The sequence below is a fragment of the Rhizobium sp. R711 genome (assembly GCF_002211365.1).
In the GTDB taxonomy this organism is placed as follows: Bacteria; Pseudomonadota; Alphaproteobacteria; order Rhizobiales; family Rhizobiaceae; genus Rhizobium.
This window is the reverse complement of record NZ_LOKZ01000037.1, coordinates 65,129-85,859: the sequence shown is the minus strand read 5'-3', so window position 1 is coordinate 85,859 and position 20,731 is coordinate 65,129. Positions and strand designations below refer to the sequence as shown.

The following is a 20,731-nucleotide window of genomic DNA, read 5'->3' as shown; positions in this document are numbered from 1 at the left end:
AAAATCATGATCCCAGGAGAAATCATTGCCGCAAGTGGCGACATCGAGCTGAACGTCGGTGCGCCGACAACAACACTCGAAGTCTCGAACACCGGCGATCGTCCGGTCCAGGTCGGCAGCCACTATCATTTTGCTGAAACGAATGCCGGCCTCTCCTTCGATCGGGAGAAGGCGCAGGGCATGCGGCTCGATATCCCGGCAGGCACGGCCGTCCGTTTCGAGCCCGGGCAGACGCGTGCGGTAACCCTCATTCCGCTTTCCGGCAAGCGCGAGGTCTATGGCTTCCGCCAACTCGTCATGGGCAAGCTCTAAGTGATCGGGGAGGAGACGATGCGCGCGAGCTTGTATCTTCTGGCGTCCGGCGTTGCCGCGTTCATCGCCTTTGGCGCCAATGCGGAAGATCTGGATTGCAAAAAACCTGTCACACAGGCCGACATGACGGCTTGTGAACAGGCGCGTCAGGAAACCGCCGATAAGGCACTGAACGCGCAATACAAGGTCACCCGTGCCGCGCTTGCTGCGCTCGATAAGGATCTCGGCGCTGATGGCGGTGCCGAGAAGGCGCTCGTGAAAGCCCAGCGCGCGTGGGTGGATTTTCGCGATGCGGAATGCGAGGCGACAGGCTTCCAGGCGCGCGGCGGCACGATGGAACCGATGCTTGTCGCCGGCTGCATCGCCGAGCTGACGGACCAGCGCACCAAACAGCTCAAGGAACTCGCAGAGACGATGGGCAACTGAGGTGGTTGGCAGAATCATGATCATCGGCAACGGAGAGATCGGAGCGCAGGCGGCGGCTGCGGTAGCGGATGCCGCGTTCGTGATCCGCTTTAACGAATGCCGGTCTTACGAGGCGAGCCCGGGCCGTACCGATGTCGTCGCGGTCTGCAATACCGGGCGCCCGGGCAAAGCGATGCTTGCTTCGCAGGCGTGGCGGGAGCATCCCGCGGTGTGTGAAGCTGCGGCGATCTGGAGCGTGCGCGATCCGCGGAAATTTGCGGAACTGCGTGCGCCGCTTGCGGTGACGCATCCCGAGCTGGACGATTTCTGCGACGACTACACGAGTCAATTCAAAGCGTTCTGTGCGGAAGTTGGCAAGGCGCATGTGGTCATTGACAAAGTGATTCATGAATCGGTGGACGAGGCGCTCGCGGCCTACCACCCGGCGCCTTACGTCGTGCCGAGCAGCGGCGTGATCGTGATCGCCGAGGTGATGAACAGATTTCCCGAGGCGGCCATCGATCTCGCGGGCTTCGGCCATGCGGGCTGGGAATGGCATCCCTTCGCTGCCGAGCGGCAGCTTGTCGATAGTTATGTCGCCGCCGGTCGCGTCACGCGGCTGCCGGCGAGCGCATCCCTTTCTTCCTCCCAAGGAGCCTGACATATGCCCTACAAGATTTCCCGCGCCGCCTATGCCGGTATGTTCGGCCCGACCACCGGTGACAAGGTGCGGCTCGCCGATACGGAGCTCTTCATCGAGATCGAGAAGGACTTCACTACCTATGGCGAAGAAGTGAAGTTTGGCGGCGGCAAGGTGATCCGTGACGGCATGGGGCAGAGCCAGGCGACGCGGGCGCAAGGTGCCGTCGACACCGTCGTCACCAATGTGGTGATCATCGACCACACAGGCATCGTGAAGGCCGACATCGGGCTCAAGAACGGCCGTATCGCGGCGATTGGCAAGGCGGGCAATCCCGATACCCAGCCGGGCGTCAATATCATTGTCGGCCCCTCGACCGAGGCGATTGCCGGCGAAGGCAAGATCATCACGGCCGGCGGCATGGACGCGCATATCCACTACATCTGCCCGCAGCAGATCGAGGAAGCGCTGATGTCCGGCGTTACCTGCATGCTGGGCGGCGGCACGGGCCCCGCACATGGCACGCTCGCTACCACCTGCACCGGCGCCTGGCATATTGAGCGGATGATCGAGAGCTTCGACGGCTTCCCGATGAACCTTGCGCTTGCCGGTAAGGGCAACGCCTCGCTGCCGGCGGCGCTCGAGGAAATGGTGCTGGCCGGCGCGTCGTCGCTGAAGCTGCACGAAGATTGGGGCACGACGCCGGCGGCGATTGACTGCTGCCTTTCGGTCGCCGACGAATACGACATCCAGGTGATGATCCATACCGATACGCTGAACGAAAGCGGCTTTGTCGAAGACACCATCGGTGCCATCAAGGGCCGCACGATCCACGCCTTCCATACGGAAGGCGCCGGTGGTGGGCACGCCCCCGATATCATCAAGATCTGCGGCCAGCCGAACGTCATCCCGTCGTCCACCAACCCGACGCGTCCCTACACGGTCAACACGATCGCCGAGCATCTCGACATGCTGATGGTCTGCCATCACCTGTCACCGTCGATCCCCGAGGATATCGCCTTCGCCGAAAGCCGCATCCGCAAGGAGACGATCGCCGCTGAAGATATTCTCCATGATATCGGTGCCTTCTCGATCATCTCGTCCGACAGCCAGGCCATGGGCCGCGTCGGCGAAGTGGCGATCCGCACCTGGCAGACGGCCGATAAGATGAAGCGTCAGCGCGGTCGACTGAAGGAAGAGAAGGGCGAGAACGACAACTTCCGCGTCCGCCGCTACATTGCCAAATACACGATCAATCCGGCGATCGCACAGGGTCTCAGCCATGAGATCGGCTCGATCGAAGTCGGCAAGCGCGCGGATCTCGTGCTGTGGAACCCGGCCTTCTTCGGCGTCAAGCCTGAGATGGTGCTGCTCGGCGGCTCCATCGCGGCGGCACCCATGGGCGATCCGAATGCGTCGATCCCAACGCCGCAGCCGATGCATTACCGGCCGATGTTTGCCGCCCACGGCAAGCTGCGGACAAGTTCATCCGTTACCTTCGTCTCGCAGGCGTCGCTTGACGCCGGCCTGAAGGGCAGGTTGGGTGTGGCCAAGGATCTCGTCGCGGTGAAGAACACCCGCGGCGGTATTTCCAAGGCGTCGATGATCCACAACAGCCTGACGCCTGAAATCGAGGTTGATCCCGAGACGTACGAAGTCCGCGCCGACGGCGAGTTGCTGACCTGCGAGCCCGCGACGGTTCTGCCGATGGCACAGCGTTATTTCCTGTTCTAGTCGATGAGGTGAGGCCGGCGCGAGGTGCCGGTCGCTCTTAAAGCCATACGTTAAATCAGAATCTTCCCAGAGTTGTTTTCTGTTTTTGCCTGTTCCACCTTGAGGCGGTCTGCCCGTAATAGGACATTCCCAGCTGCGAAGTCAGAAAATTCTCATGAAAACAGTAGCTTATTTCCTCTGACTTATTGAGCGATTCATCTCTGAGAACGTCACGTTTTTGAGCAGTTTTCAACCGGCGATCAATTCACCAAACTCGTTCGAATCTTAACAATTCACTTAACAACTCGGCAGCAGTTGGCCTCTAAGCAATGTGCCTAGCGGTGGGCAAGAAGGTCGATTCGCATGAGAATTTCACTCCAGGCGGAGCTTGGCGATTTCCAGGATCGCCACACAATTTACGTGTTCGCTCTCAAGATGAGCTTCCTTGCGGTGACGCTGTCGTCGGTGGTGACTACGCTCGTATTGCCTCTGCTCGACTGGATAGGAATGTTGCCAGTGCCGCTCGCTCATGGCGTTGTCTACGGCGTCTTACTGTCGTGGCTTATAGGCGGCGCGGTTTCGAGTGTATTGTCCCTCGTGGCGGGTCACGCGATGCATCAGCTCAGCGTCTCGCGTGCGGAGTTCGAGCAACTGAGCCGGACCGATGTGCTGTCAGGTCTTCTCAACCGGCGTGCCTTTACCGAGGCATTGGAGCAGGTCGACGGAGACGCCTGCCTCGCAATCTTCGACGTGGACCGTTTCAAGGCTATCAATGATCGCTTCGGCCATGCCAGTGGTGATGCCGTGATCGTGACCGTGTCGGCCATCCTGGCCGCCGCCTTCGACGGGCACTCCGTCGCGGCGAGGCTGGGCGGTGAGGAATTCGGCGTGATCGTTGTCGGCGGCTCGCAGGAGCAGCGGGTCGAGAAAGTGCGGTCGGTCTGCGACCGCTTGGCGGCGCATCCCATCGTTGCCGACGATTGCGTGGTCGCACTTACCGTGTCGGCCGGTATCGCGGAGCTCGAACCGGGGCGGAGCAAGGAGGGCGCCTACTCCTCGGCAGATAAGGCACTCTATCTGGCGAAGGCGCTCGGTCGAAACCGTGTGGTACATGAGAACGAAGGGCTCCATCCGGGTTGGCGCAGGCATCTGCCGGCGGAGGCTGCGGCTGCTCGCGCGATGAATGTGGATTGTGACGAGGCGCGGCTGGCCTGAGGAAAATCGCGCGGCGCTGCCGTCAACGCCTCATTCCTTCTTGCATCGCAAGGGGCTATTTTGCATGGTCGCAATCTCAAGCGAATTGGACATGTCATGCAACGCGTCACTTCCTATCTGCCCGCCGGAACGCCTTCCTCGAACCCGATCGGAAAGGTCGTTCTGCCGCACGACTTGAGGCATTTGCGGCGGAAGCTGCTCCATCTCGAAAACGGCGAGATGGTCATGCTCGATCTCAAGGAGCCGGTGCTCTTTGCAAGTGGTGATATGCTGGTTCTCGAGGACGGCGAGCTCATCGAAATCGTGGCCGCCGACGAGAAGCTCTTCGAGGTGAAGGGCAGGGATCGCCTGCACCTGATCGAACTCGCATGGCATCTCGGCAATCGGCATCTCGGTGCACAGATCGAGGAAGACCGCATTCTCATCCTGCGTGATCATGTGATCCGTGCCATGCTCGAAGGGCTTGGCGCGACGGTTCGGGAAGTCGCCGAGCCGTTCCAGCCTGCTCGCGGCGCCTATCATGCGCATGGTCATGACCACGCGCATCATCATCACTCGCACGACTGAACTGATATGACTGAAGATGCCGAGCTGCAGGCGTTGCTGCGGTTGATGGCGTGGCTTTCGCCAGCCTTCCCCGTTGGGTCCTTCGCGTATTCAGGCGGTCTGGAACGCGCCGTCCACGATGGATTGGTCACCGATGCTCATTCGCTTGCGACGTGGGCAACGAACCTGATGGAGCGTGGCGCTGTGTGGAATGACGCCGTTCTTCTCACCGAGAGCCACCGCTGTCACGGACAACCGGAGCGGCTCGGTGAACTCGCCGAGCTGGCTGAAGCGCTTGCCGGCTCGCGCGAGCGTCATCAGGAAACGATGTTGCTGGGTGACGCGTTCCTGTCTGCGGCCAGTGCATGGCCGGACGAGGTCTTCGATCGATTGCCGAGACACGTAGCGTATCCGGTGGCCATCGGCGCCGTTGCGGGTGCGCATGGGGTTGGGTCGGAGAAGGCGGTTGCGGCATTCCTGCACGCCTATCTGTCGCAGGCGGTTTCCGCAGGCATCCGTCTCGGCGTCGCCGGGCAGAAGGACGGCGTTGCCATCCTGTCGCGGCTCGAGGACGACATAACCTCGGTTGCGAAGCGGGCAACCGTTTCAACATTGGACGATCTCGGATCGGCAACCATCCAGGCCGATATCATGTCGCTGCGCCACGAGACGCAGTCGACGCGGCTTTTTCGGTCATAGCTTGTCCGGGAAGGTTCGGTCACGACCTGCGTCATTTGCCGGTGGTCGCTCTTCGAGCGGGGCGCTATCATCGGCTATTATTGGAGTTCAGAATATGAAATCAGGAAACGGACCCTTGCGCGTAGGCATCGGTGGGCCGGTTGGCTCGGGCAAGACGGCGCTCACCGAGAAACTCTGCAAGGCCATGCGTGACGAATACTCCGTCGCCGTCGTCACGAACGACATCTATACGACCGAGGATGCCGAGGCACTGATGCGCATGCAGGCTTTGCCATCGGATCGGATCGTGGGTGTGGAAACCGGCGGTTGCCCGCATACGGCAATCCGCGAGGACGCGACAATCAATTTGCAGGCTATCGCCGGTCTCAACGAGCGGATTCCCGATCTGGATGTCGTTTTCATTGAGTCAGGTGGCGACAACCTGGCCGCCACCTTCTCTCCTGATCTGGCTGATATCACCATCTACGTCATCTCGGTTTGCCAGGGTGAGGAAATCCCGCGCAAGGGTGGCCCTGGCATTACCAAATCCGACCTTCTCGTCATCAACAAGAAGGATCTGGCCCCCTATGTCGGTGCGGATCTGGAAGTCATGGACCGCGACGCGACACGGATGCGCCAGGCACGCCCCTTCGTTTTTTCCGACATGAAGCGCGGCGATGGTGTCAATTCCATCGTCAGCTTCCTGAAAGAGCATGGCGGTCTCTAGAGGTCAAACCTGCCTGAGCAGATCCACATCCTCGATCGCGATAGCACGGCCGCAAACGCTTACGCCTGATGCGCGCAACGTGGAGAAAGCGCGCGACAGCGCTTCCGGTGCCAGACCCAGCTTTCGCGCCAGGAGGCTCTTCTGGAATGGAAGACGCAAGGAGGCCCGCGTGCCTTCACTGGTGCAGTGCGCTAGCAGATAATGCGCGACGCGCTGGGGGCTCGTCTGCATGCGGTCCTGCGCCAGGCAATCCATGGTCGAAAGCAGATGCTGCGAGAGGCTGCGCGCGATGGCGCCGCCAATGCGCGGCAATTCGTCCAGCAGCGCCTTGACCTGCGCGATGTCGAAGCGAGCGAGGATCGCGTGTTCCATCGCTTGGGCACCGTAATTGTATGCTTCGCCCGCGAGCACGAGGCCTTCTCCGAAGCTCTGGCCCGGCTCGCAGATGCTGATATCCGCTTCGCGGCCTTCAGAGCCGCGATAGAGACGAACATAGCCGCTCAGCACGCAGTAGAAGTACCGTGCCTTCTCGTGCTGACGAAACAGAACATCCTGCGGCTCATAGCGCACCGCCGCCGCGCAAGACAGCAGAGCGCCTCGCTCATGCGGGTCGAGGCTGGACGCGATCAATGCACCACCAAGCATCGCCTGCTGCGCGCTGCTCAGTTTCAAAACTTCGGTCATCTGTTCTCCTGTGGGGCAGCGGATGCCACCCCTAGCTGATATTGGCCAGGGTAACCGGGAGACGCGGTTCAGGACTTGATCTCGATCAAATGTCGGCCAATAAAAAAGCCGGGGTGTTGCCCCGGCTTTAAGTTTGAGCGGCTACTCTGCCGCGAAAGGCGGCAGACGCACGACATTGCCGGATTTAGAGCGCTTGCCTTCCGGCGTCTCGATAGCGGTTACCCGACCTTCGAGGGCGCCGACAGCCTGCGTGAGCTCTTCACGGGACATTGCCAGATCTTCCTTGTCCTTCTTGCCCACGAGGCGACCGAAGATCCAGCCGAGCAGTCGTGACAGATCGTCCATGATCAGGAAGAAGGAGGGCACGACGACCAACGAAAGCACGGTCGACACGATAATGCCGCCGATCACCGCGATCGCCATCGGTGCGCGGAAGGAGCCGCCTTCGCCGACGCCGAGCGCCGACGGCAGCATGCCTGCCGACATCGCGATGGACGTCATGATGATCGGACGGGCGCGTTTGCGGCCCGCCTCGACCATGGCTTCCACGCGTTCCATGCCGCGATGGCGCATCTCGATTGCGAAATCGACGAGCAGGATCGCATTCTTCGTGACGATGCCCATCAGCATCAGGATACCGATCATCACAGGCATCGAGAGCGGGTTCTGGGTGACCAGCAGTCCGACTGCCACGCCGCCGATCGCAAGCGGCAGCGAGAACAGGATGGTGAAGGGCTGGATCACGTCCTTGAAGAGGAGGATCAGTACGGTCAACACCAGCATCAGGCCCATCAACATGGCATTGACGAAGCTCTGCTGCATTTCGGCCTGCACCTTCGTGTCGCCGCTCTCGGCGAGCTGGACCGTCGGAGGAAGATTTGCTTCCTTGACGATCTGGCGGAACCGGGCGGATGCCGTATCGAGTGCGACGCCCTGCGGCAGGTCGGAGCCGATCGCGACGACGCGGTAGCGGTTGTTGCGCTTGATCGAGCTGACGCCTTCCGAATAGTCGATATCGGCGACGGTGGAGAGCGGCACGGTGCCGCCGCTCGCGGTCTGGATCTTCAGTGCCCGGAGAGCGGCAAGATCGCGGCGCATGTTGAGCGACGCCTGTACCCGGATCGGAATCTGGCGATCATCCAGGTTGATCTTGGCGAGGGCCGCATCGATGTCACCGATGGTGGCGACGCGGATGGTCTCGGAGATCTGTTGCGGAGTGATGCCAAGACGGGCAGCCTGGTCCTTGCGAGGACGGACCTGAAGTTCAGGACGGGGCAGGGCGCCCTCGGCGCTGACGTTTGCCAGCAGCGGATCGGCACGCAGCTTTGACTCCAGGATACCGACAGCGTCGTTCAGGTCCTTCTCGTTCTTCGAAAGGAAGTTGAACGACAGGTCGCGCTCTCCGCGGTCGTTGAGTTTCAGAATGCGCACATCAGGGATACGATGAAGTTTGGCGAAGACCTCCTTCTCGATATCCCACTGTGGCCGAACGCGGCCCTTTGGCTCCACCTTGGGCAGATGCGGTCCGATGATCGGGAGACCGCCGAGGAAGTTATCGACCAGTTTCTTCGAAAGCCTCTGGTCAAGCTTATCGAGCGTGAGCGTTACGGTCGCGCGACGCAGTTCGAGGTCGCCCTTCGGCGACGCGCCGCCAAGGACGAAGACGCTTTCAACGCCATCGATATCCTTTACGTCCTTGTAGATCGCATCCGTCGTCGCTTCAGTATCCTCGAGGGTCGCGTTCGGGGGCAGCTCGACGGACAGGACGATGCGCGACGCGTCTTCCGGCGGAAGGAAGCTGCCGGGCACCTGCGCAAGCAGCATGACGGAGCCGATAAGGAAGCCGATCGCCGCGATCAACGTCAGGTAGCGCGTCCACCAACGCCGGGTCGTGGCGCGCACAAGCCGCGTATAGCCGCGGAAGAAGCGGCCATCATTGTCGTGATGATCTTCGATGCCGTCTTCCGCGCGCATGAGATATGCGGCCATCATCGGTGTGATGAGACGGGCTACCATGAGTGAGAAGAAGACCGAGAAAGCAACCGTCAGGCCGAACTGAATGAAGTACTGGCCGGGAATGCCGGGCATGAACGACACTGGCACGAACACTGCAATGATCGTGAAGGTCGTTGCGATAACGGCGAGGCCGATTTCGTCTGCCGCCTCGATTGCCGCGCGATAGGGCGTCTTGCCCATCTTGATGTGGCGGGCAATGTTCTCGATCTCGACAATCGCATCGTCGACGAGGATACCGGTCGCGAGCGTCAGGGCTAGGAAGCTGACGAGGTTCAGCGAGAAGCCCATCAGGTCCATGATCCAGAACGTCGGGATCGCAGACAGCGGCAGCGCGATAGCCGAAATCAGCGTTGCGCGCCAGTTCCGGAGAAACAGGAAGACCACGACGATGGCGAGCAGCGCGCCTTCGATCAGTGTATCGATGGCGGCTTCATAGTTTCCGTAGGTGAAGTAGACGGAGTCACTGATCAGCTCGATGCCGACGTTCGGGTTCTCGGCCCGAACTTTGTCGAGGCTCTTGGCAACAGTCTCCGCCACGCTGACTTCGCTGGCGCCCTTCGAGCGGAACACGCCGAACGTGACGACTGGTGTATCATCGAAGCGCGAGAAGGACTTCGGCTCCTGATAAGTGTCCTTGATGGCGCCAAGGTCGGACAGCTTGACGAAACGACCGTTCGGCAGCGCGATCGTGGTGTTGGCGAGTTCCGCGACATTGCGGGCATCGCCGAGCACGCGGATCGCCTGCTCGCTGCCCGCCACTTGGCCGCGGCCGGAGCCGAGGTCGACGTTGGTGCCCCGCAGCTGTTGGTTCACGCTCGCGGCGGTGATGCCGTGAGCATTAAGCTTATCGGGGTTGAGCTCGATGCGTACCTCGCGCTCGGCACCGCCGTAACGATCCACGCGGCCGATACCGGCCTGCCCCTGAAGGGCTCGCTTGATCGTGTCATCGACGAACCAGGAAAGCTCTTCGAGCGTCATATCGGGCGAGGAGACCGCGAAGGTCTGGATCGCCTGGCCCTCGACGTCGACCTTGGAGACAATCGGCTCCTCGACGTTTGCCGGCAGGTCGCTGCGGATGCGGTCGATCGCATCCTTGGTGTCCTGAACAGCCTGCTCGGTCGGCACTTCCATGCGGAACATGACGACCGTCTGCGACTGGCCATCTGTCACCGTCGACTGGATCTCATCGATGCCGGTTATGCTGGCAACGGCGTCCTCGATCTCCTTCGTCACCTGTGTCTCGAGCTCGGCGGGCGAAGCGCCGCTTTGGGTGACGACGATGGAAACAAGCGGAACGTCGATGTTCGGAAAGCGCGTGATCGGCAGCTTGTTAAAGGACTGAATGCCGACGAAAAGCAGAAGTGCAAACGCCAGAAGCGGCGCGACTGGATTTCGGATAGACCAGGCTGAAAAGTTCATCGGTCGTCTCTCAGTTGGAAGCCGGTGGCTGTTCGTGTACCGGCGTGATGCGGTCGCCATCGCGGACATAGGCGCCCGCTTTGGCTACGACTTCGTCGCCGGCTTTCAATCCCTTTACGATCTCAACATAGGCACCGTCCTGGATGCCGGTCTCCACCTCGGCGAACTTGACGACGCCGTTCTCGACCTTACGGGCGGAGGATCCCTCGTTGCCGCTCAACACGGCCGACACTGGCAATGCCACGTTCTGTGCCGTGCGTATGACAATGTCAGCGCTGCCGTACATCCCGGAACGGGCCTTGCTGCTGTCATCGATCAGGATGTGGACAAGACCGAGGCGAGTGAGCGGATCGACCGTAGGCGAGACCAGGCGCACGGAGCCAGTGATCTTCTCGCGGCTGCCCGAGAGCGAAAGTGTTGCCTTCTGGCCGGGCTCGATCTTGACGATGTCACTTTCGCCGACTTCGGCAACCAGTTCGATCTTGTCGTCACGAATGATCGTGAAGAGCGGATCGCCGGTACCGAGCGCAATCGCGCCAACCTTGGCATTCTTAGCGGCTACCGTGCCGCCGACTGGTGTCTTGACGTCGGTGCGCGCCAGCTTCAGATCCGCATCGGCGATCTGGCTTTCGGTGACCTTGATGTCGGCAATCGCCACTTGGATCGCCTGCTGTGCGGAATCGACGCGCGCGTTGGCAGACGCCGCTGCGGCATCCGCCTGCTCGACAGTTGCCGTGGAAACCGTGCCCTTCTTGCCCATTTCCTGGGCACGCGCCTGCTGTTGGCGCGCCTGCTCTGCATTGGCCTGCGCTTCGATGAGCTGCGCGCGAAGCTGCGCAAGGCTTGCCTCGTTTTTGGCCTTTGTGGCCTGCATCTGGCTCTTCTGCAGGATGAGTGCGTCGTCGTTCAGCGTCGCGAGCTTGCTCTCGGCCTGAACCTTGTCACCAACATCGGCATTCAGGGTACGGATCGACAATCCTTCGACCTGTGGCTGAATGTAGACTTCCTCGACAGGCTTGACCGTACCGGTCGCAACGACGCGGTCTACGAGCGTGCGGGTTGACGCCGTGGTCACTACGATGGCCGGCAGGTTCTGCTGCGGCTTTGTAACCGGCTGTTCCTGGGCAAATGCCGCAGAGGCAACAGCTGCCGCGATCAGCAGGGTGGAGGCGCGAAGTATCTTAACAGGCGTACGTGCCATGCGTCGTTATCCAGTTTGCTCGGCCAGGCTCGCGCGTCGTCCACGTCGCGAATGGCCAGTTCCCGTATTGGTGTTCTCAGAAGTATATCCGCTCTTTTGCCGACACCTACTTAGAAGTCCCTCATCCGGCAAATTCGGCTTTTACGTGGTAGCTATTTGCCCATCGCGCAAGCCCGGCGGAAAATAATTCCTCATTCGAACACAATAATTACCATTGTGATGCAGATCAATCACTGCACGGTTATGCAAGCATTCCGTTAGTTGATCGTGCATCGTCGCTATGACGTGCGAGCCACGCTCGATGCGACATCAATCGCGAAACTTCCTAGTAAAAAATAGCAAAAAAATGAAAAACGCGCGGAAGTTCCGCGCGTTTCGTGTCTTGTCGTTGCAAATTACTTGGATGCAGCGTCCGTGATGTCGTGCGTCCAGGCGCCTGCTGGCTCCTTGTTGATGATCTTCTGGTCGAGGAGTGCCTTGGCCGTGCGATCGTAAAGGGTGGTGTCGAGCTTGCCGGTGCCGTCACCGATCAGCTTGGCGACTTCGCCCATCATGACCTTCTGGTGGTGTTCGTCCTGACCGCCGGCGTCGACGACGATTCCGGCAGCTTCATCAGGGTTCTCGGTTGCGTATTTCCAGCCCTTCATCGAAGCCTTGACGAACTTGACCATCTTCTCCTTGAAGGCCGGGTCTTTCAGCTTGTCTTCCATGGCGTAGAGACCGTCTTCGAGAAGGTCGTTGCCCATGGCGGTATAGTTGAAGACAATGAGGTCTCCAGGCTTGAAGCCAGCGTCGATTGCCTGCCAGTATTCATTGTAGGTCATGACGGAGATGCAGTCGGCCTGCTTCTGCAGCAGCGGCTGCACGTCGAAGCTTTGCTTCAGCACCGTTACGCCATCCTTGCCGCCGTCGGTCTTCAGACCGAGCTTGTTCATCCAGGCGAAGAACGGATATTCGTTACCGAAGAACCAGACGCCCAGCGTATGGCCCTTGAAATCGGCCTCGGTCTTAATCGGGCCGTCCTTGCGGCAGATCATTTCCATGCCCGACTTCTGGTAGGGCTGGGCGATGTTGACGAGCGGAACGCCTTTTTCGCGGGCAACCAGCGCGCCGCCCATCCAGTCGACGATGACGTCGGCGCCACCGCCGGCGATCACCTGTTCCGGCGCGATGTCAGGGCCGCCCGGCTTGATCGTGACATCGAGGCCTTCTTCCTCGTAATAGCCCTTTTCCTTGGCGACGTAATAGCCGGCGAACTGCGACTGCGTCACCCACTTGAGCTGCAGTGTCACCTTGTCGGCAGCCATCGCATGGGCCGCTGCAAGCGACATCGCGCTCGCCATCATCGCAATAATCAGTTTTTTCATTTTCTTTTCCCTCTGAAGTTATGCCCCAATCCCATTCGCGGGAATAAAGCGACGCCTAGCCACCACGGATAGACGGATGCCAGAAAGTCACCGCCCTTTCGGCGAGGGCGACGACGCCATAGAAGATCGAGCCGACCAGCGCCGCAACGGCGATTTCGGCCCAGACCATGTCGACATTCATGCGCCCGATCTCGGTGGAGATACGGAAGCCCATGCCGACGATCGGCGTACCAAAGAACTCCGCGACGATGGCACCGATGAGCGCCAGCGTCGAGTTGATCTTCAATGCATTGAAAATGAAGGGCATCGCCGCCGGAAGCCGAAGCTTCAGCAGTGTCTGCCAATAGTTGGAGGCGTAAGTCTGCATCAGGTCGCGTTCCATCGGACCGGATGTGGCGAGGCCGGCGACCGTGTTCACCAGCATCGGGAAGAAAGTCATGATGATAACGACGGCTGCCTTCGACTGCCAATCGAAGCCGAACCACATCACCATGATCGGAGCCACACCGATGATCGGCAGCGCCGACACCATGTTGCCGATCGGCAAGAGGCCGCGACGCAGGAAAGCAACGCGATCGGCGAGGATCGCGACGACAAAGCCTGCACCACAGCCGATGATGTAACCGGCAAACACTGCCTTGAAGATCGTCTGACGCACGTCGTCTGCCAGGATTGGCAACGAGCCAGCGATTCTTGCGCCGATGGCGCTCGGCGGCGGCAGCAGTACGAAGGGAATGCCGGCGCCGCGTGTCAGCGCTTCCCAAATTATCAGGATCCAGGCGCCGAAGATCGCCGGGATCAGCAGCCGCAGGCCGGAGCGGACGACGCTCGAAGCCGGCGTCATGGCCGAAAGCTCAGTGACGCAGCGCCAGGCGAGCAGCCAGCAGGCGGCCATCAGCAGGAAGAAGGACTTGGTTGCCAGGCCTTCGTTTCCAGTGACATCCGCGAGCAGCGCCCACGCCGCCCAGTGCGCGCCGACAAGCAGAACGGCGGCGACGTATGACTTTGGCAACGGTGCGAAGGAAACGAAGGCGACGGCGACGATCAGCGCAATCGTCAGGCCCACCGTCAGCGGGGACACGGGGTCCGGTGCGCCTTCGGCCATGATCGGCAAGGTGATGATCGCAATCGCTGTCAGCACCAGGGCAAGAACGCCCTGCCAGGAGAAGGACATCTGCTTCATGCCGGCCTCCCGCCCATCGAGCGGTCAACGATCTTCGCAACCAGACCGACGATGGCAACCAGGCTTGCGGCCAGCACCGAGCCCGCGACCAGTGCAGCCCAGATGTCGATCGTCTGGCTATAATAGGAGCCTGCGAGCAGCTTCGAGCCGATGCCGGCGACGGCGCCGGTCGGAAGCTCGCCGACGATGGCGCCGACTAGGCTTGCGGCGATCGCAACCTTCATCGAGGTGAAAAGGAAAGGCACGGAGGCCGGAACGCGCAGCTTCCAGAAGGTTTGCGCGGGCGTCGCGTTATAGGTCCGCATCAGATCGAGAAACATGACCTCTGGCGAACGCAGCCCCTTCACCATGCCGACCGTGACCGGGAAGAAGGAGAGATAGGTCGAGATCAGCGCTTTCGGGATCAGGCCAGTGATGTTGATGGCGCCGAGGACGACGATCACCATCGGCGCGATCGCCAGGATCGGGATGGTCTGCGAGGCGATGACCCAAGGCATCAGGCTGCGGTCAAGCGCCTTGATATGAACGATGCCAACCGCGATCACGATGCCGAGCAGCGTGCCAAAGCCGAAGCCGAGCAGCGTCGACGAGAGCGTGACCCAGCTGTGGTAGACGAGGCTGCGGTTGCTCGAAAGCTTCCGCAGGAACGTGTTTTCGAAGACGTTCTGCGCCACCTGATGCGGCGCCGGCAGCAACGGCTTCGGTTGCGAAAGCGTCTTTTCGATGAATTCGATGGTATCAGGCGTCTGGTTGGCCCGCTGATCCATGTCGCGCTGGAAGGCGGCGTTCATCAGGACCGCCGCGACGTACCAGACCGCGACCAGAACCACGAGGATTGTCAGGACGGGGACGAGCCTGTCTTTCAGCGTATCCGACTTCATGGGCGCCCCCGCGCACCGGTTCTGACGCTTAACGCCTTAGTGCTCATAGCTATGCCCCGCTCTCAAACCATCACGTACACGATGGGCGATTTCGAGGAACTCCGGCGTCTCGCGAATGTCGAGCGGGCGTTCACGCGGAAGCGTTGAATCGATGATATCGGTCACGCGGCCGGGGCGAGGGGACATCACCACGATCTTGGTGGAGAGATAGACCGCCTCGGGGATCGAGTGGGTGACGAAGCAGATCGTCTTGTTGGTACGCGCCCAGAGCTTCAGAAGCTCCTCGTTCAGGTGGTCGCGAACGATTTCGTCGAGGGCGCCGAAGGGTTCGTCCATCAACAGCAGGTCGGCGTCGAAGGCGAGCGCGCGGGCGATCGAGGCGCGCTGCTGCATGCCGCCGGACAGCTGCCAGGGAAACTTCTTCTCGAAGCCGGAGAGGTTCACGAGGTCGAGCGCGTCGCCGATGCGCTTCTTCTGGTCAGCTGACGCGTAGCCCATGATCTCAAGCGGCAGGGCGATGTTCTTCTCAATGGTGCGCCACGGGTAGAGGGCCGGCGCCTGGAAGACATAGCCGTAGGCGCGAGCCTTGCGTGCCTCTTCTGGCGTCATGCCATTGACGGTGATCTCGCCCGATGTTTTCCTCTCCAGATCGGCGATCACGCGCAGGAAAGTCGTCTTCCCGCAGCCTGACGGGCCGATGAAGGAGACGAAGTCGCCCTTGCGAACGTCGAGGTTGACGTTCGTCAGCGCCTGCACCGGAGCATCGTCTGCCGGGTAGGTCAGACAGAGGTCCTTGGCGGATACGACGGAGGCAGCTTGCGTCAATGCTTGTGTATCCTGTTTTGCCCGCGCTTCTGCGGTTTGCGTGATAGTATGAGTAGCGGTTTTCATTGTTCCGGCAAGGTCCATGGAGGATGACGATGGACGCGACATCAAAGCCCACCTGTCACATTGTCCGCCCCAGTCATGCCTATGACGGCAAGCAGGGGCTCAGTTACTTCGAAGGCATCGCGGCCGAGACAGTCGGCGCCAAGGGTATCTGCATGCATTTGCTGACGATTCCGCCCGGCGTTCGGGCCAAGGCGCATCTGCACGAGTCCCATGAAACGGCGATCTACATGCTCTCCGGCGAGGCCCACACTTGGTACGGCGACGAGCTGGAGCATCATGTCGTCGTGCATGCCGGCGAGCTGTTCTACATCCCCGCCGGGGTGCCGCATCTGCCTGCCAATCTCAGCAGTACCCCGTGCACCGCGATCATCGCCCGCACCGATCCGAACGAGCAGGAAAGCGTCGTTCTGCTTCCGGAGCTTGATCGGCTGGTGCAGGAGTGATGCCAAGGATCAGACCCCCGTCGCCGGAATGCCTGAACGTTCGACCTTGCGGGGCGCCACGAGTTCCTTCCATGTCGATAGCGCCTTGTTGACCGCCTGGAACGGCTCGCGCTTGACGAACTGGCCGTGCCCTTCCTTCGTCTTGACGGTGCTTTCCTCAATCGCGACTTCGCCGCGCGTCAGCGTGTAGCGCGGCAGGCCGGTGACCTGCTTGCCTTCGAAGACGTTGTAGTCGATCGACGATTGCTGCGTCTTGGCCGAGATCGTCTTCGAGCGCTTCGGATCCCAGACGACAATATCGGCGTCGGCGCCGACGAGGATGGCGCCCTTCTTCGGATAGACGTTGAGGATCTTGGCGATATTGGTCGAGGTGACGGCAACGAACTCGTTCATCGTCAGACGGCCGGTGTTGACCCCATGGGTCCACAGCATCGGCAACCTGTCCTCCAGGCCGCCGGTGCCGTTGGGGATCTTGGAGAAGTCTTTTACGCCGAAACGCTTCTGCTCGGTGGTGAAGGCGCAATGGTCGGTCGCCACCACGGACAGCGAGCCGGACTGCAGGCCGGCCCAGAGGCTGTCCTGGTGCTGCTTGTTGCGGAAGGGCGGGGACATGACGCGGCGGGCGGCATGGTCCCAGTCCTTGTCGAAATATTCGCTTTCATCGAGCGTCAGATGCTGGATCAGCGGCTCGCCGTAGACGCGCATGCCCTTCTGGCGGGCGCGGCGGATTGCTTCGTGCGCCTGTTCGCAGGAGGTATGCACGACATAGAGCGGCACGCCGGCCATGTCGGCGAGCATGATGGCGCGATTGGTTGCTTCGCCTTCGACTTCTGGCGGGCGGGAGTAGGCGTGGGCCTCAGGGCCGGTGTTGCCTTCGGCGAGCAGCTTTGCAGTCATCGAGGCAACGACGTCGCCATTCTCGGCATGGACGAGCGGCAGCGCGCCGAGCTCGGCGCAACGTTGGAAGGAGGCGAACATCTCGTCATCGTTCACCATCAGCGCGCCCTTGTAGGCCATGAAGTGCTTGAAGGTGTTGATGCCCTTGTCCTTGACCACCGTCTCCATCTCGTTGAAGACGCGCTCGTTCCAGCCGGTGATTGCCATGTGGAACGAGTAGTCGGCGTTGGCGCGGCTCGTCTTGTTGTCCCACATCTGCAGCGCTTCGAGGAGCGACTGTTCCGGCCCCGGCAGGCAGAAATCGACGACCATGGTCGTACCACCGGCGAGGCCCGCGCGCGTGCCGCTTTCGAAGTCGTCGGAGGAATAGGTGCCCATGAACGGCATCTCGAGGTGGACGTGCGGGTCGATACCGCCAGGCATGACATAGCAGCCCGTCGCATCGAGCGTTTCGGAGCCGGAGAGGTTCGGACCGATCTCGACGATCTTGCCGCCTTCAATCTTCACGTCCGCCTTGTAGGTCAGGTCCGCAGTGACGATGGTACCGTTTTTAATGATCTTTGATGTCATGATGAACCTCCGCTTTTCAGGCGCGCATGGTTGCGAGTTTTAGACCGAAGCCGACGAAGACGACGCCTGTTGCCGCCTTGATCCAGCGCTGAACTCTGCCTCCACGGGTCAATGTGGCTAGGCGGGAAAACACGACGACCATGGCGCTAAACCAGACCAGGTTGATCATGGAATGAATGAAAACCAGAAGGAAGATATTGGCTGCGGTCGCTTTTTCCATCGGCACGAATTGGGGGAAGGCCGCGAGATAGAACATCGCAACCTTGGGATTGAGTGCGTTGGTCAGAAAGCCTTCGATATAGGCCGCCAACAGGGTCCGTCGGCGTTTTGAAGGGGCGGCGATCGGCTGCGATGAAAGCGGATTACGCCAAGCCAGCATCAGCGCCTTGACACCAACCCAGCACAGATAGGCGGCACCAAGCATCTTGACCGCGAAAAACAACTCCGCCGAGCGCGCCAGAATGACCGAGACGCCGAAGACGACAAACGCCCCATGCAGATAAAAGGCGGAGACGAAGCCGGCGACATTGGCAAAGCCGGCCAATCGGCCCGAGGCGGGGACGGTCTTGGCGATCAGGACACCGTTTGGGCCGGGGGAGATAACGAGCAAGGTCGTCACTGCGACGAAGGCAAGGATAGTTGTCAGATCCATGGGTGCTTTTCCTATGTCAGCCGCAGGTCTTCTTTAAGAATGTCGTCCGTTGCCGACTGGGCGGTCACGCCACGATCTCCGCCGTCTCGACCACGGCATGAAATAGGACGTCCGCGCCGGCTGTTGCCCATTCCTTCGAGATGTCCTCCGCCTCGTTGTGCGAGAGACCTCCGACGCAGGGGCACATGACCATCGTGGTTGGAGCGACCTTTGCTGCCCAGCAGGCGTCGTGGCCGGCACCCGAGATCAGGTTCATGTGGCTGTAGCCGAGCCGTTCGGCAGCGCCGCGCACGCGGGAAACAAGCGTCGGGTCGAAAGTCACTGGCGCGAAGTGGCCGATCGCCTCGATCGTGCAGCCGACGCCGAGTGCTTCGCAAATCTTTGGCGCTTCCGCTTCGATCCTGGCGCGCATGCCGTCGAGCTTGGCCTGATCCGGCGAGCGGATATCGACAGTGAAGACGACCCTGCCCGGCAGGACGTTGCGCGAATTCGGGGTGAAGAACACCTGACCGACGCCGCCGACGGCACCCGGCTGGTTCTCCATTGCCACGGTCTGCACCATTTCCATGATGCGCGACATGGCAAGCCCCGCGTTGACGCGCATGTTCATCGGCGTGGAGCCAGTGTGAGCCTCCCTGCCGGTCAAGGTGAATTCGAGCCACCACAGGCCCTGACAGTGTGTGACCACGCCGATCTGCTTGTTCTCGACCTCAAGGATCGGACCTTGCTCGATGTGATACTCGAAATAGGCGTGCATCTTGCGCGCGCCGACCTCTTCGTCGCCAACCCAGCCGATGCGCTTCAGTTCGTCGCCAAAGGTCTTGCCTTCGGGATCCTTGCGATCATAGGCATATTCCAGTGTATGGACACCGGCGAAAACGCCGGAGGCGAGCATGGCCGGCGCAAAGCGCGCACCTTCCTCGTTGGTCCAGTTGGTGACGACGATCGGGTGCTTGGTCTTGACGCCGAGGTCGTTCATGCTGCGGACGACTTCCAGTGCGCTGAGGACACCGAGCACGCCGTCGTATTTGCCGCCGGTTGGCTGGGTGTCGAGGTGCGAGCCGACATAAACAGGTAGAGCGTCCGGATCGGTGCCGGGACGGGTCGCGAACATCGTGCCCATCTTGTCGACGCCGAGCGTCAGGCCGGCGCCTTCGCACCATGTCTTGAAGAGGTTGCGCCCTTCGGCATCGGAATCCGTCAACGTCTGGCGATTGTTGCCGCCAGCAATGCCCGGGCCGATCTTTGCCATGTCCATGAGGCTGTCCCAAAGACGGTCCCCGTTGACGCGCATGTTCTCGCCTGGTGCTGCCACCATGTCTAAAGTCCTCACCTGTTTTCTGCGGCCATGCAATTCACATGTCCGCCTGTTCCCGTGGTCAGTATCCGAGCGCTCTTGTTTGTTTTGTTAGCGCCGGAAAATCGCCAGTTGCCTTTGTTTTGCATCTGATCGATAATTTGACCGATTGGTAAACATTACAACTTCCGGCGCTGGGCTCAAGACGAAAATCAGGAAAAATACAGACAAAATTACCGGCATCTGCTCATTTTTGCGGCAAGGTGCCGCACCCGTCCAATCTTGAGTGAAACGGTTGAATTTGAAGGGAAAACAAGATCGATATGGCAATCCCGAGAGCAGCCAAGACCCAGCGGCGCACGCGCATTCAGGAAGAGAAGGAGGAGCAGATTCTTGAAGCCGCGCTCGATGTGTTCTCGGTCAGCGGTTTTCGTGGTTCCACGATCGACCAGATTGCTGAAGTCGCCGGCATGTCGAAGCCCAATTTGCTCTATTATTTCCGCACCAAGGAAGCGATGCATCGGGCGTTGATCGACCGGGTGCTCGATACCTGGCTCGAGCCACTGAGAGCGTTCGATGCCGACGGCAATCCCGAAAGCGAGATCCGCAGCTATATCCGCCGTAAGCTTGAAATGGCCCGCGATTTCCCGCGCGAGAGCCGGCTTTTTGCCAACGAGATGCTTCAAGGGGCGCCGCACGTCGAGGATGAGCTGAAGGGGCCGCTGAAGGAACTCGTGGACGAAAAGGCGGATGTCATCCGCAGCTGGGCGAAGGCGGGGAAGATTGCCAAGTGTGACCCCTATCACCTGATCTTTTCGATCTGGTCAACGACGCAGCATTATGCCGACTTCGACGTTCAGGTGAGGGCGGTGCTTGGGCAGGAGCATGCGGGCCCCGGTCGCTTCGAGGATGCGGCGCGCTTCCTCGAACAGTTGTTCATCGATGGGCTGAAGGTCAAGTCCGTGCCAAACGCGTCCTGATGTCATGGGCGCGC

At 60.6% G+C, this 20,731-nt stretch carries 20 protein-coding genes; 10 read left to right on the top strand and 10 right to left on the bottom strand.

The genetic code is table 11. The annotated features are described in order from the left end of the window. Positions 1–6 precede the first annotated feature (6 nt). The 8 genes from ATY80_RS25340 (at position 7) to ureG (ending at position 6,236) form a co-directional block, all read left to right on the top strand. Positions 7–312 (top strand): urease subunit beta, encoded by a 306-nt coding sequence (locus tag ATY80_RS25340; RefSeq protein ID WP_088695048.1) that lies wholly within the window; start codon positions 7–9, stop codon positions 310–312. Positions 313–330: 18 nt separating this feature from the next. Next, complete coding sequence (locus ATY80_RS25335) at positions 331–738, top strand: lysozyme inhibitor LprI family protein (RefSeq protein ID WP_088695047.1); 408 nt, start codon at positions 331–333, stop codon at positions 736–738. Positions 739–754: 16 nt separating this feature from the next. Then, positions 755–1,378, top strand: coding sequence for a Urease operon accessory protein (locus tag ATY80_RS25330; protein WP_088695194.1), 624 nt, complete (start codon positions 755–757; stop codon positions 1,376–1,378). Between the two features lie 3 nt (positions 1,379–1,381). Further along, entirely contained in the window at positions 1,382–3,091 is a 1,710-nt protein-coding gene (gene ureC / locus ATY80_RS25325; RefSeq protein ID WP_088695046.1) for an urease subunit alpha, read from the top strand. A gap of 342 nt (positions 3,092–3,433) precedes the next feature. Next, a complete protein-coding gene (locus ATY80_RS25320; RefSeq protein WP_088695045.1) occupies positions 3,434–4,285 on the top strand; it encodes a GGDEF domain-containing protein in 852 nt (283 codons plus the stop codon). 96 nt (positions 4,286–4,381) lie between these two features. Next, on the top strand, positions 4,382–4,852 hold the full coding sequence (ureE, locus tag ATY80_RS25315; RefSeq protein ID WP_088695193.1) for an urease accessory protein UreE: 471 nt from the start codon (positions 4,382–4,384) through the stop codon (positions 4,850–4,852). A gap of 6 nt (positions 4,853–4,858) precedes the next feature. Further along, the gene (locus ATY80_RS25310; protein ID WP_088695044.1) at positions 4,859–5,530 is read left to right on the top strand and encodes an urease accessory protein UreF; all 672 of its coding nucleotides are present in this window, start codon (positions 4,859–4,861) and stop codon (positions 5,528–5,530) included. 94 nt (positions 5,531–5,624) lie between these two features. Beyond that, positions 5,625–6,236, top strand: coding sequence for an urease accessory protein UreG (gene ureG, locus ATY80_RS25305; protein WP_007790259.1), 612 nt, complete (start codon positions 5,625–5,627; stop codon positions 6,234–6,236). A 3-nt stretch (positions 6,237–6,239) separates the two neighbouring features. On the opposite strand, the gene ATY80_RS25300 is transcribed toward ureG, so the two are convergent. The 7 genes from ATY80_RS25300 to ATY80_RS25270 all read right to left on the bottom strand — a co-directional run bounded on the left by ATY80_RS25300 (position 6,240) and on the right by ATY80_RS25270 (position 15,812). Next, positions 6,240–6,920, bottom strand: a complete 681-nt coding sequence (locus ATY80_RS25300) for a Crp/Fnr family transcriptional regulator (RefSeq protein WP_088695043.1) — start codon at positions 6,918–6,920, stop codon at positions 6,240–6,242. A 141-nt stretch (positions 6,921–7,061) separates the two neighbouring features. Beyond that, entirely contained in the window at positions 7,062–10,355 is a 3,294-nt protein-coding gene (locus ATY80_RS25295) for an efflux RND transporter permease subunit (RefSeq protein ID WP_088695042.1), read from the bottom strand. Between the two features lie 10 nt (positions 10,356–10,365). Next, a complete protein-coding gene (locus tag ATY80_RS25290) occupies positions 10,366–11,556 on the bottom strand; it encodes an efflux RND transporter periplasmic adaptor subunit (RefSeq protein ID WP_088695041.1) in 1,191 nt (396 codons plus the stop codon). Between the two features lie 395 nt (positions 11,557–11,951). Further along, complete coding sequence (locus tag ATY80_RS25285) at positions 11,952–12,923, bottom strand: ABC transporter substrate-binding protein (protein ID WP_088695040.1); 972 nt, start codon at positions 12,921–12,923, stop codon at positions 11,952–11,954. A gap of 55 nt (positions 12,924–12,978) precedes the next feature. Continuing rightward, on the bottom strand, positions 12,979–14,106 hold the full coding sequence (locus ATY80_RS25280) for an ABC transporter permease (RefSeq protein WP_088695039.1): 1,128 nt from the start codon (positions 14,104–14,106) through the stop codon (positions 12,979–12,981). Beyond that, positions 14,103–14,987: an ABC transporter permease gene (locus ATY80_RS25275; protein WP_088695038.1), complete on the bottom strand. Its 885-nt coding sequence runs from the start codon at positions 14,985–14,987 to the stop codon at positions 14,103–14,105. Before ATY80_RS25275 ends, ATY80_RS25280 begins: the two co-directional genes overlap by 4 nt. Positions 14,988–15,023: 36 nt before the next feature. Continuing rightward, a complete protein-coding gene (locus ATY80_RS25270) occupies positions 15,024–15,812 on the bottom strand; it encodes an ABC transporter ATP-binding protein (protein ID WP_088695037.1) in 789 nt (262 codons plus the stop codon). 95 nt (positions 15,813–15,907) lie between these two features. Between ATY80_RS25270 and ATY80_RS25265 the strand changes: the two genes are divergently transcribed. After that, positions 15,908–16,321 carry a cupin domain-containing protein gene (locus tag ATY80_RS25265; RefSeq protein WP_088695036.1) on the top strand — a complete coding sequence of 138 codons (414 nt, stop codon included), beginning with the start codon at positions 15,908–15,910 and terminating at the stop codon, positions 16,319–16,321. 9 nt (positions 16,322–16,330) lie between these two features. Here ATY80_RS25265 and hydA read toward each other — a convergent pair whose 3' ends face one another. The 3 genes from hydA to ATY80_RS25250 form a co-directional block, all read right to left on the bottom strand. Beyond that, the gene (gene hydA / locus ATY80_RS25260; protein ID WP_088695035.1) at positions 16,331–17,788 is read right to left on the bottom strand and encodes a dihydropyrimidinase; all 1,458 of its coding nucleotides are present in this window, start codon (positions 17,786–17,788) and stop codon (positions 16,331–16,333) included. 16 nt (positions 17,789–17,804) lie between these two features. Beyond that, positions 17,805–18,440 (bottom strand): LysE family translocator, encoded by a 636-nt coding sequence (locus ATY80_RS25255; RefSeq protein WP_088695034.1) that lies wholly within the window; start codon positions 18,438–18,440, stop codon positions 17,805–17,807. 64 nt (positions 18,441–18,504) lie between these two features. Continuing rightward, a complete protein-coding gene (locus tag ATY80_RS25250) occupies positions 18,505–19,758 on the bottom strand; it encodes a Zn-dependent hydrolase (protein WP_088695033.1) in 1,254 nt (417 codons plus the stop codon). A 302-nt stretch (positions 19,759–20,060) separates the two neighbouring features. Here ATY80_RS25250 and ATY80_RS25245 point away from each other — a divergent pair, with 302 nt between their 5' ends. Further along, positions 20,061–20,717 (top strand): TetR family transcriptional regulator C-terminal domain-containing protein, encoded by a 657-nt coding sequence (locus ATY80_RS25245; protein WP_088695032.1) that lies wholly within the window; start codon positions 20,061–20,063, stop codon positions 20,715–20,717. Positions 20,718–20,731: the final 14 nt, after the last annotated feature.

Bases quoted from the DNA above. Each gene is read 5' to 3' on its own strand.
- ATY80_RS25340 (WP_088695048.1), top strand. From the start codon at position 7: ATGATCCCAGGAGAAATCATTGCCGCAAGTGGCGACATCGAGCTGAAC.
- ATY80_RS25335 (WP_088695047.1), top strand. From the start codon at position 331: ATGCGCGCGAGCTTGTATCTTCTGGCGTCCGGCGTTGCCGCGTTCATC.
- ATY80_RS25330 (WP_088695194.1), top strand. From the start codon at position 755: ATGATCATCGGCAACGGAGAGATCGGAGCGCAGGCGGCGGCTGCGGTA.
- ureC (WP_088695046.1), top strand. From the start codon at position 1,382: ATGCCCTACAAGATTTCCCGCGCCGCCTATGCCGGTATGTTCGGCCCG.
- ATY80_RS25320 (WP_088695045.1), top strand. From the start codon at position 3,434: ATGAGAATTTCACTCCAGGCGGAGCTTGGCGATTTCCAGGATCGCCAC.
- ureE (WP_088695193.1), top strand. From the start codon at position 4,382: ATGCAACGCGTCACTTCCTATCTGCCCGCCGGAACGCCTTCCTCGAAC.
- ATY80_RS25310 (WP_088695044.1), top strand. From the start codon at position 4,859: ATGACTGAAGATGCCGAGCTGCAGGCGTTGCTGCGGTTGATGGCGTGG.
- ureG (WP_007790259.1), top strand. From the start codon at position 5,625: ATGAAATCAGGAAACGGACCCTTGCGCGTAGGCATCGGTGGGCCGGTT.
- ATY80_RS25300 (WP_088695043.1), bottom strand. From the start codon at position 6,920: ATGACCGAAGTTTTGAAACTGAGCAGCGCGCAGCAGGCGATGCTTGGT.
- ATY80_RS25295 (WP_088695042.1), bottom strand. From the start codon at position 10,355: ATGAACTTTTCAGCCTGGTCTATCCGAAATCCAGTCGCGCCGCTTCTG.
- ATY80_RS25290 (WP_088695041.1), bottom strand. From the start codon at position 11,556: ATGGCACGTACGCCTGTTAAGATACTTCGCGCCTCCACCCTGCTGATC.
- ATY80_RS25285 (WP_088695040.1), bottom strand. From the start codon at position 12,923: ATGAAAAAACTGATTATTGCGATGATGGCGAGCGCGATGTCGCTTGCA.
- ATY80_RS25280 (WP_088695039.1), bottom strand. From the start codon at position 14,106: ATGAAGCAGATGTCCTTCTCCTGGCAGGGCGTTCTTGCCCTGGTGCTG.
- ATY80_RS25275 (WP_088695038.1), bottom strand. From the start codon at position 14,987: ATGAAGTCGGATACGCTGAAAGACAGGCTCGTCCCCGTCCTGACAATC.
- ATY80_RS25265 (WP_088695036.1), top strand. From the start codon at position 15,908: ATGGACGCGACATCAAAGCCCACCTGTCACATTGTCCGCCCCAGTCAT.
- hydA (WP_088695035.1), bottom strand. From the start codon at position 17,788: ATGACATCAAAGATCATTAAAAACGGTACCATCGTCACTGCGGACCTG.
- ATY80_RS25255 (WP_088695034.1), bottom strand. From the start codon at position 18,440: ATGGATCTGACAACTATCCTTGCCTTCGTCGCAGTGACGACCTTGCTC.
- ATY80_RS25250 (WP_088695033.1), bottom strand. From the start codon at position 19,758: ATGGTGGCAGCACCAGGCGAGAACATGCGCGTCAACGGGGACCGTCTT.
- ATY80_RS25245 (WP_088695032.1), top strand. From the start codon at position 20,061: ATGGCAATCCCGAGAGCAGCCAAGACCCAGCGGCGCACGCGCATTCAG.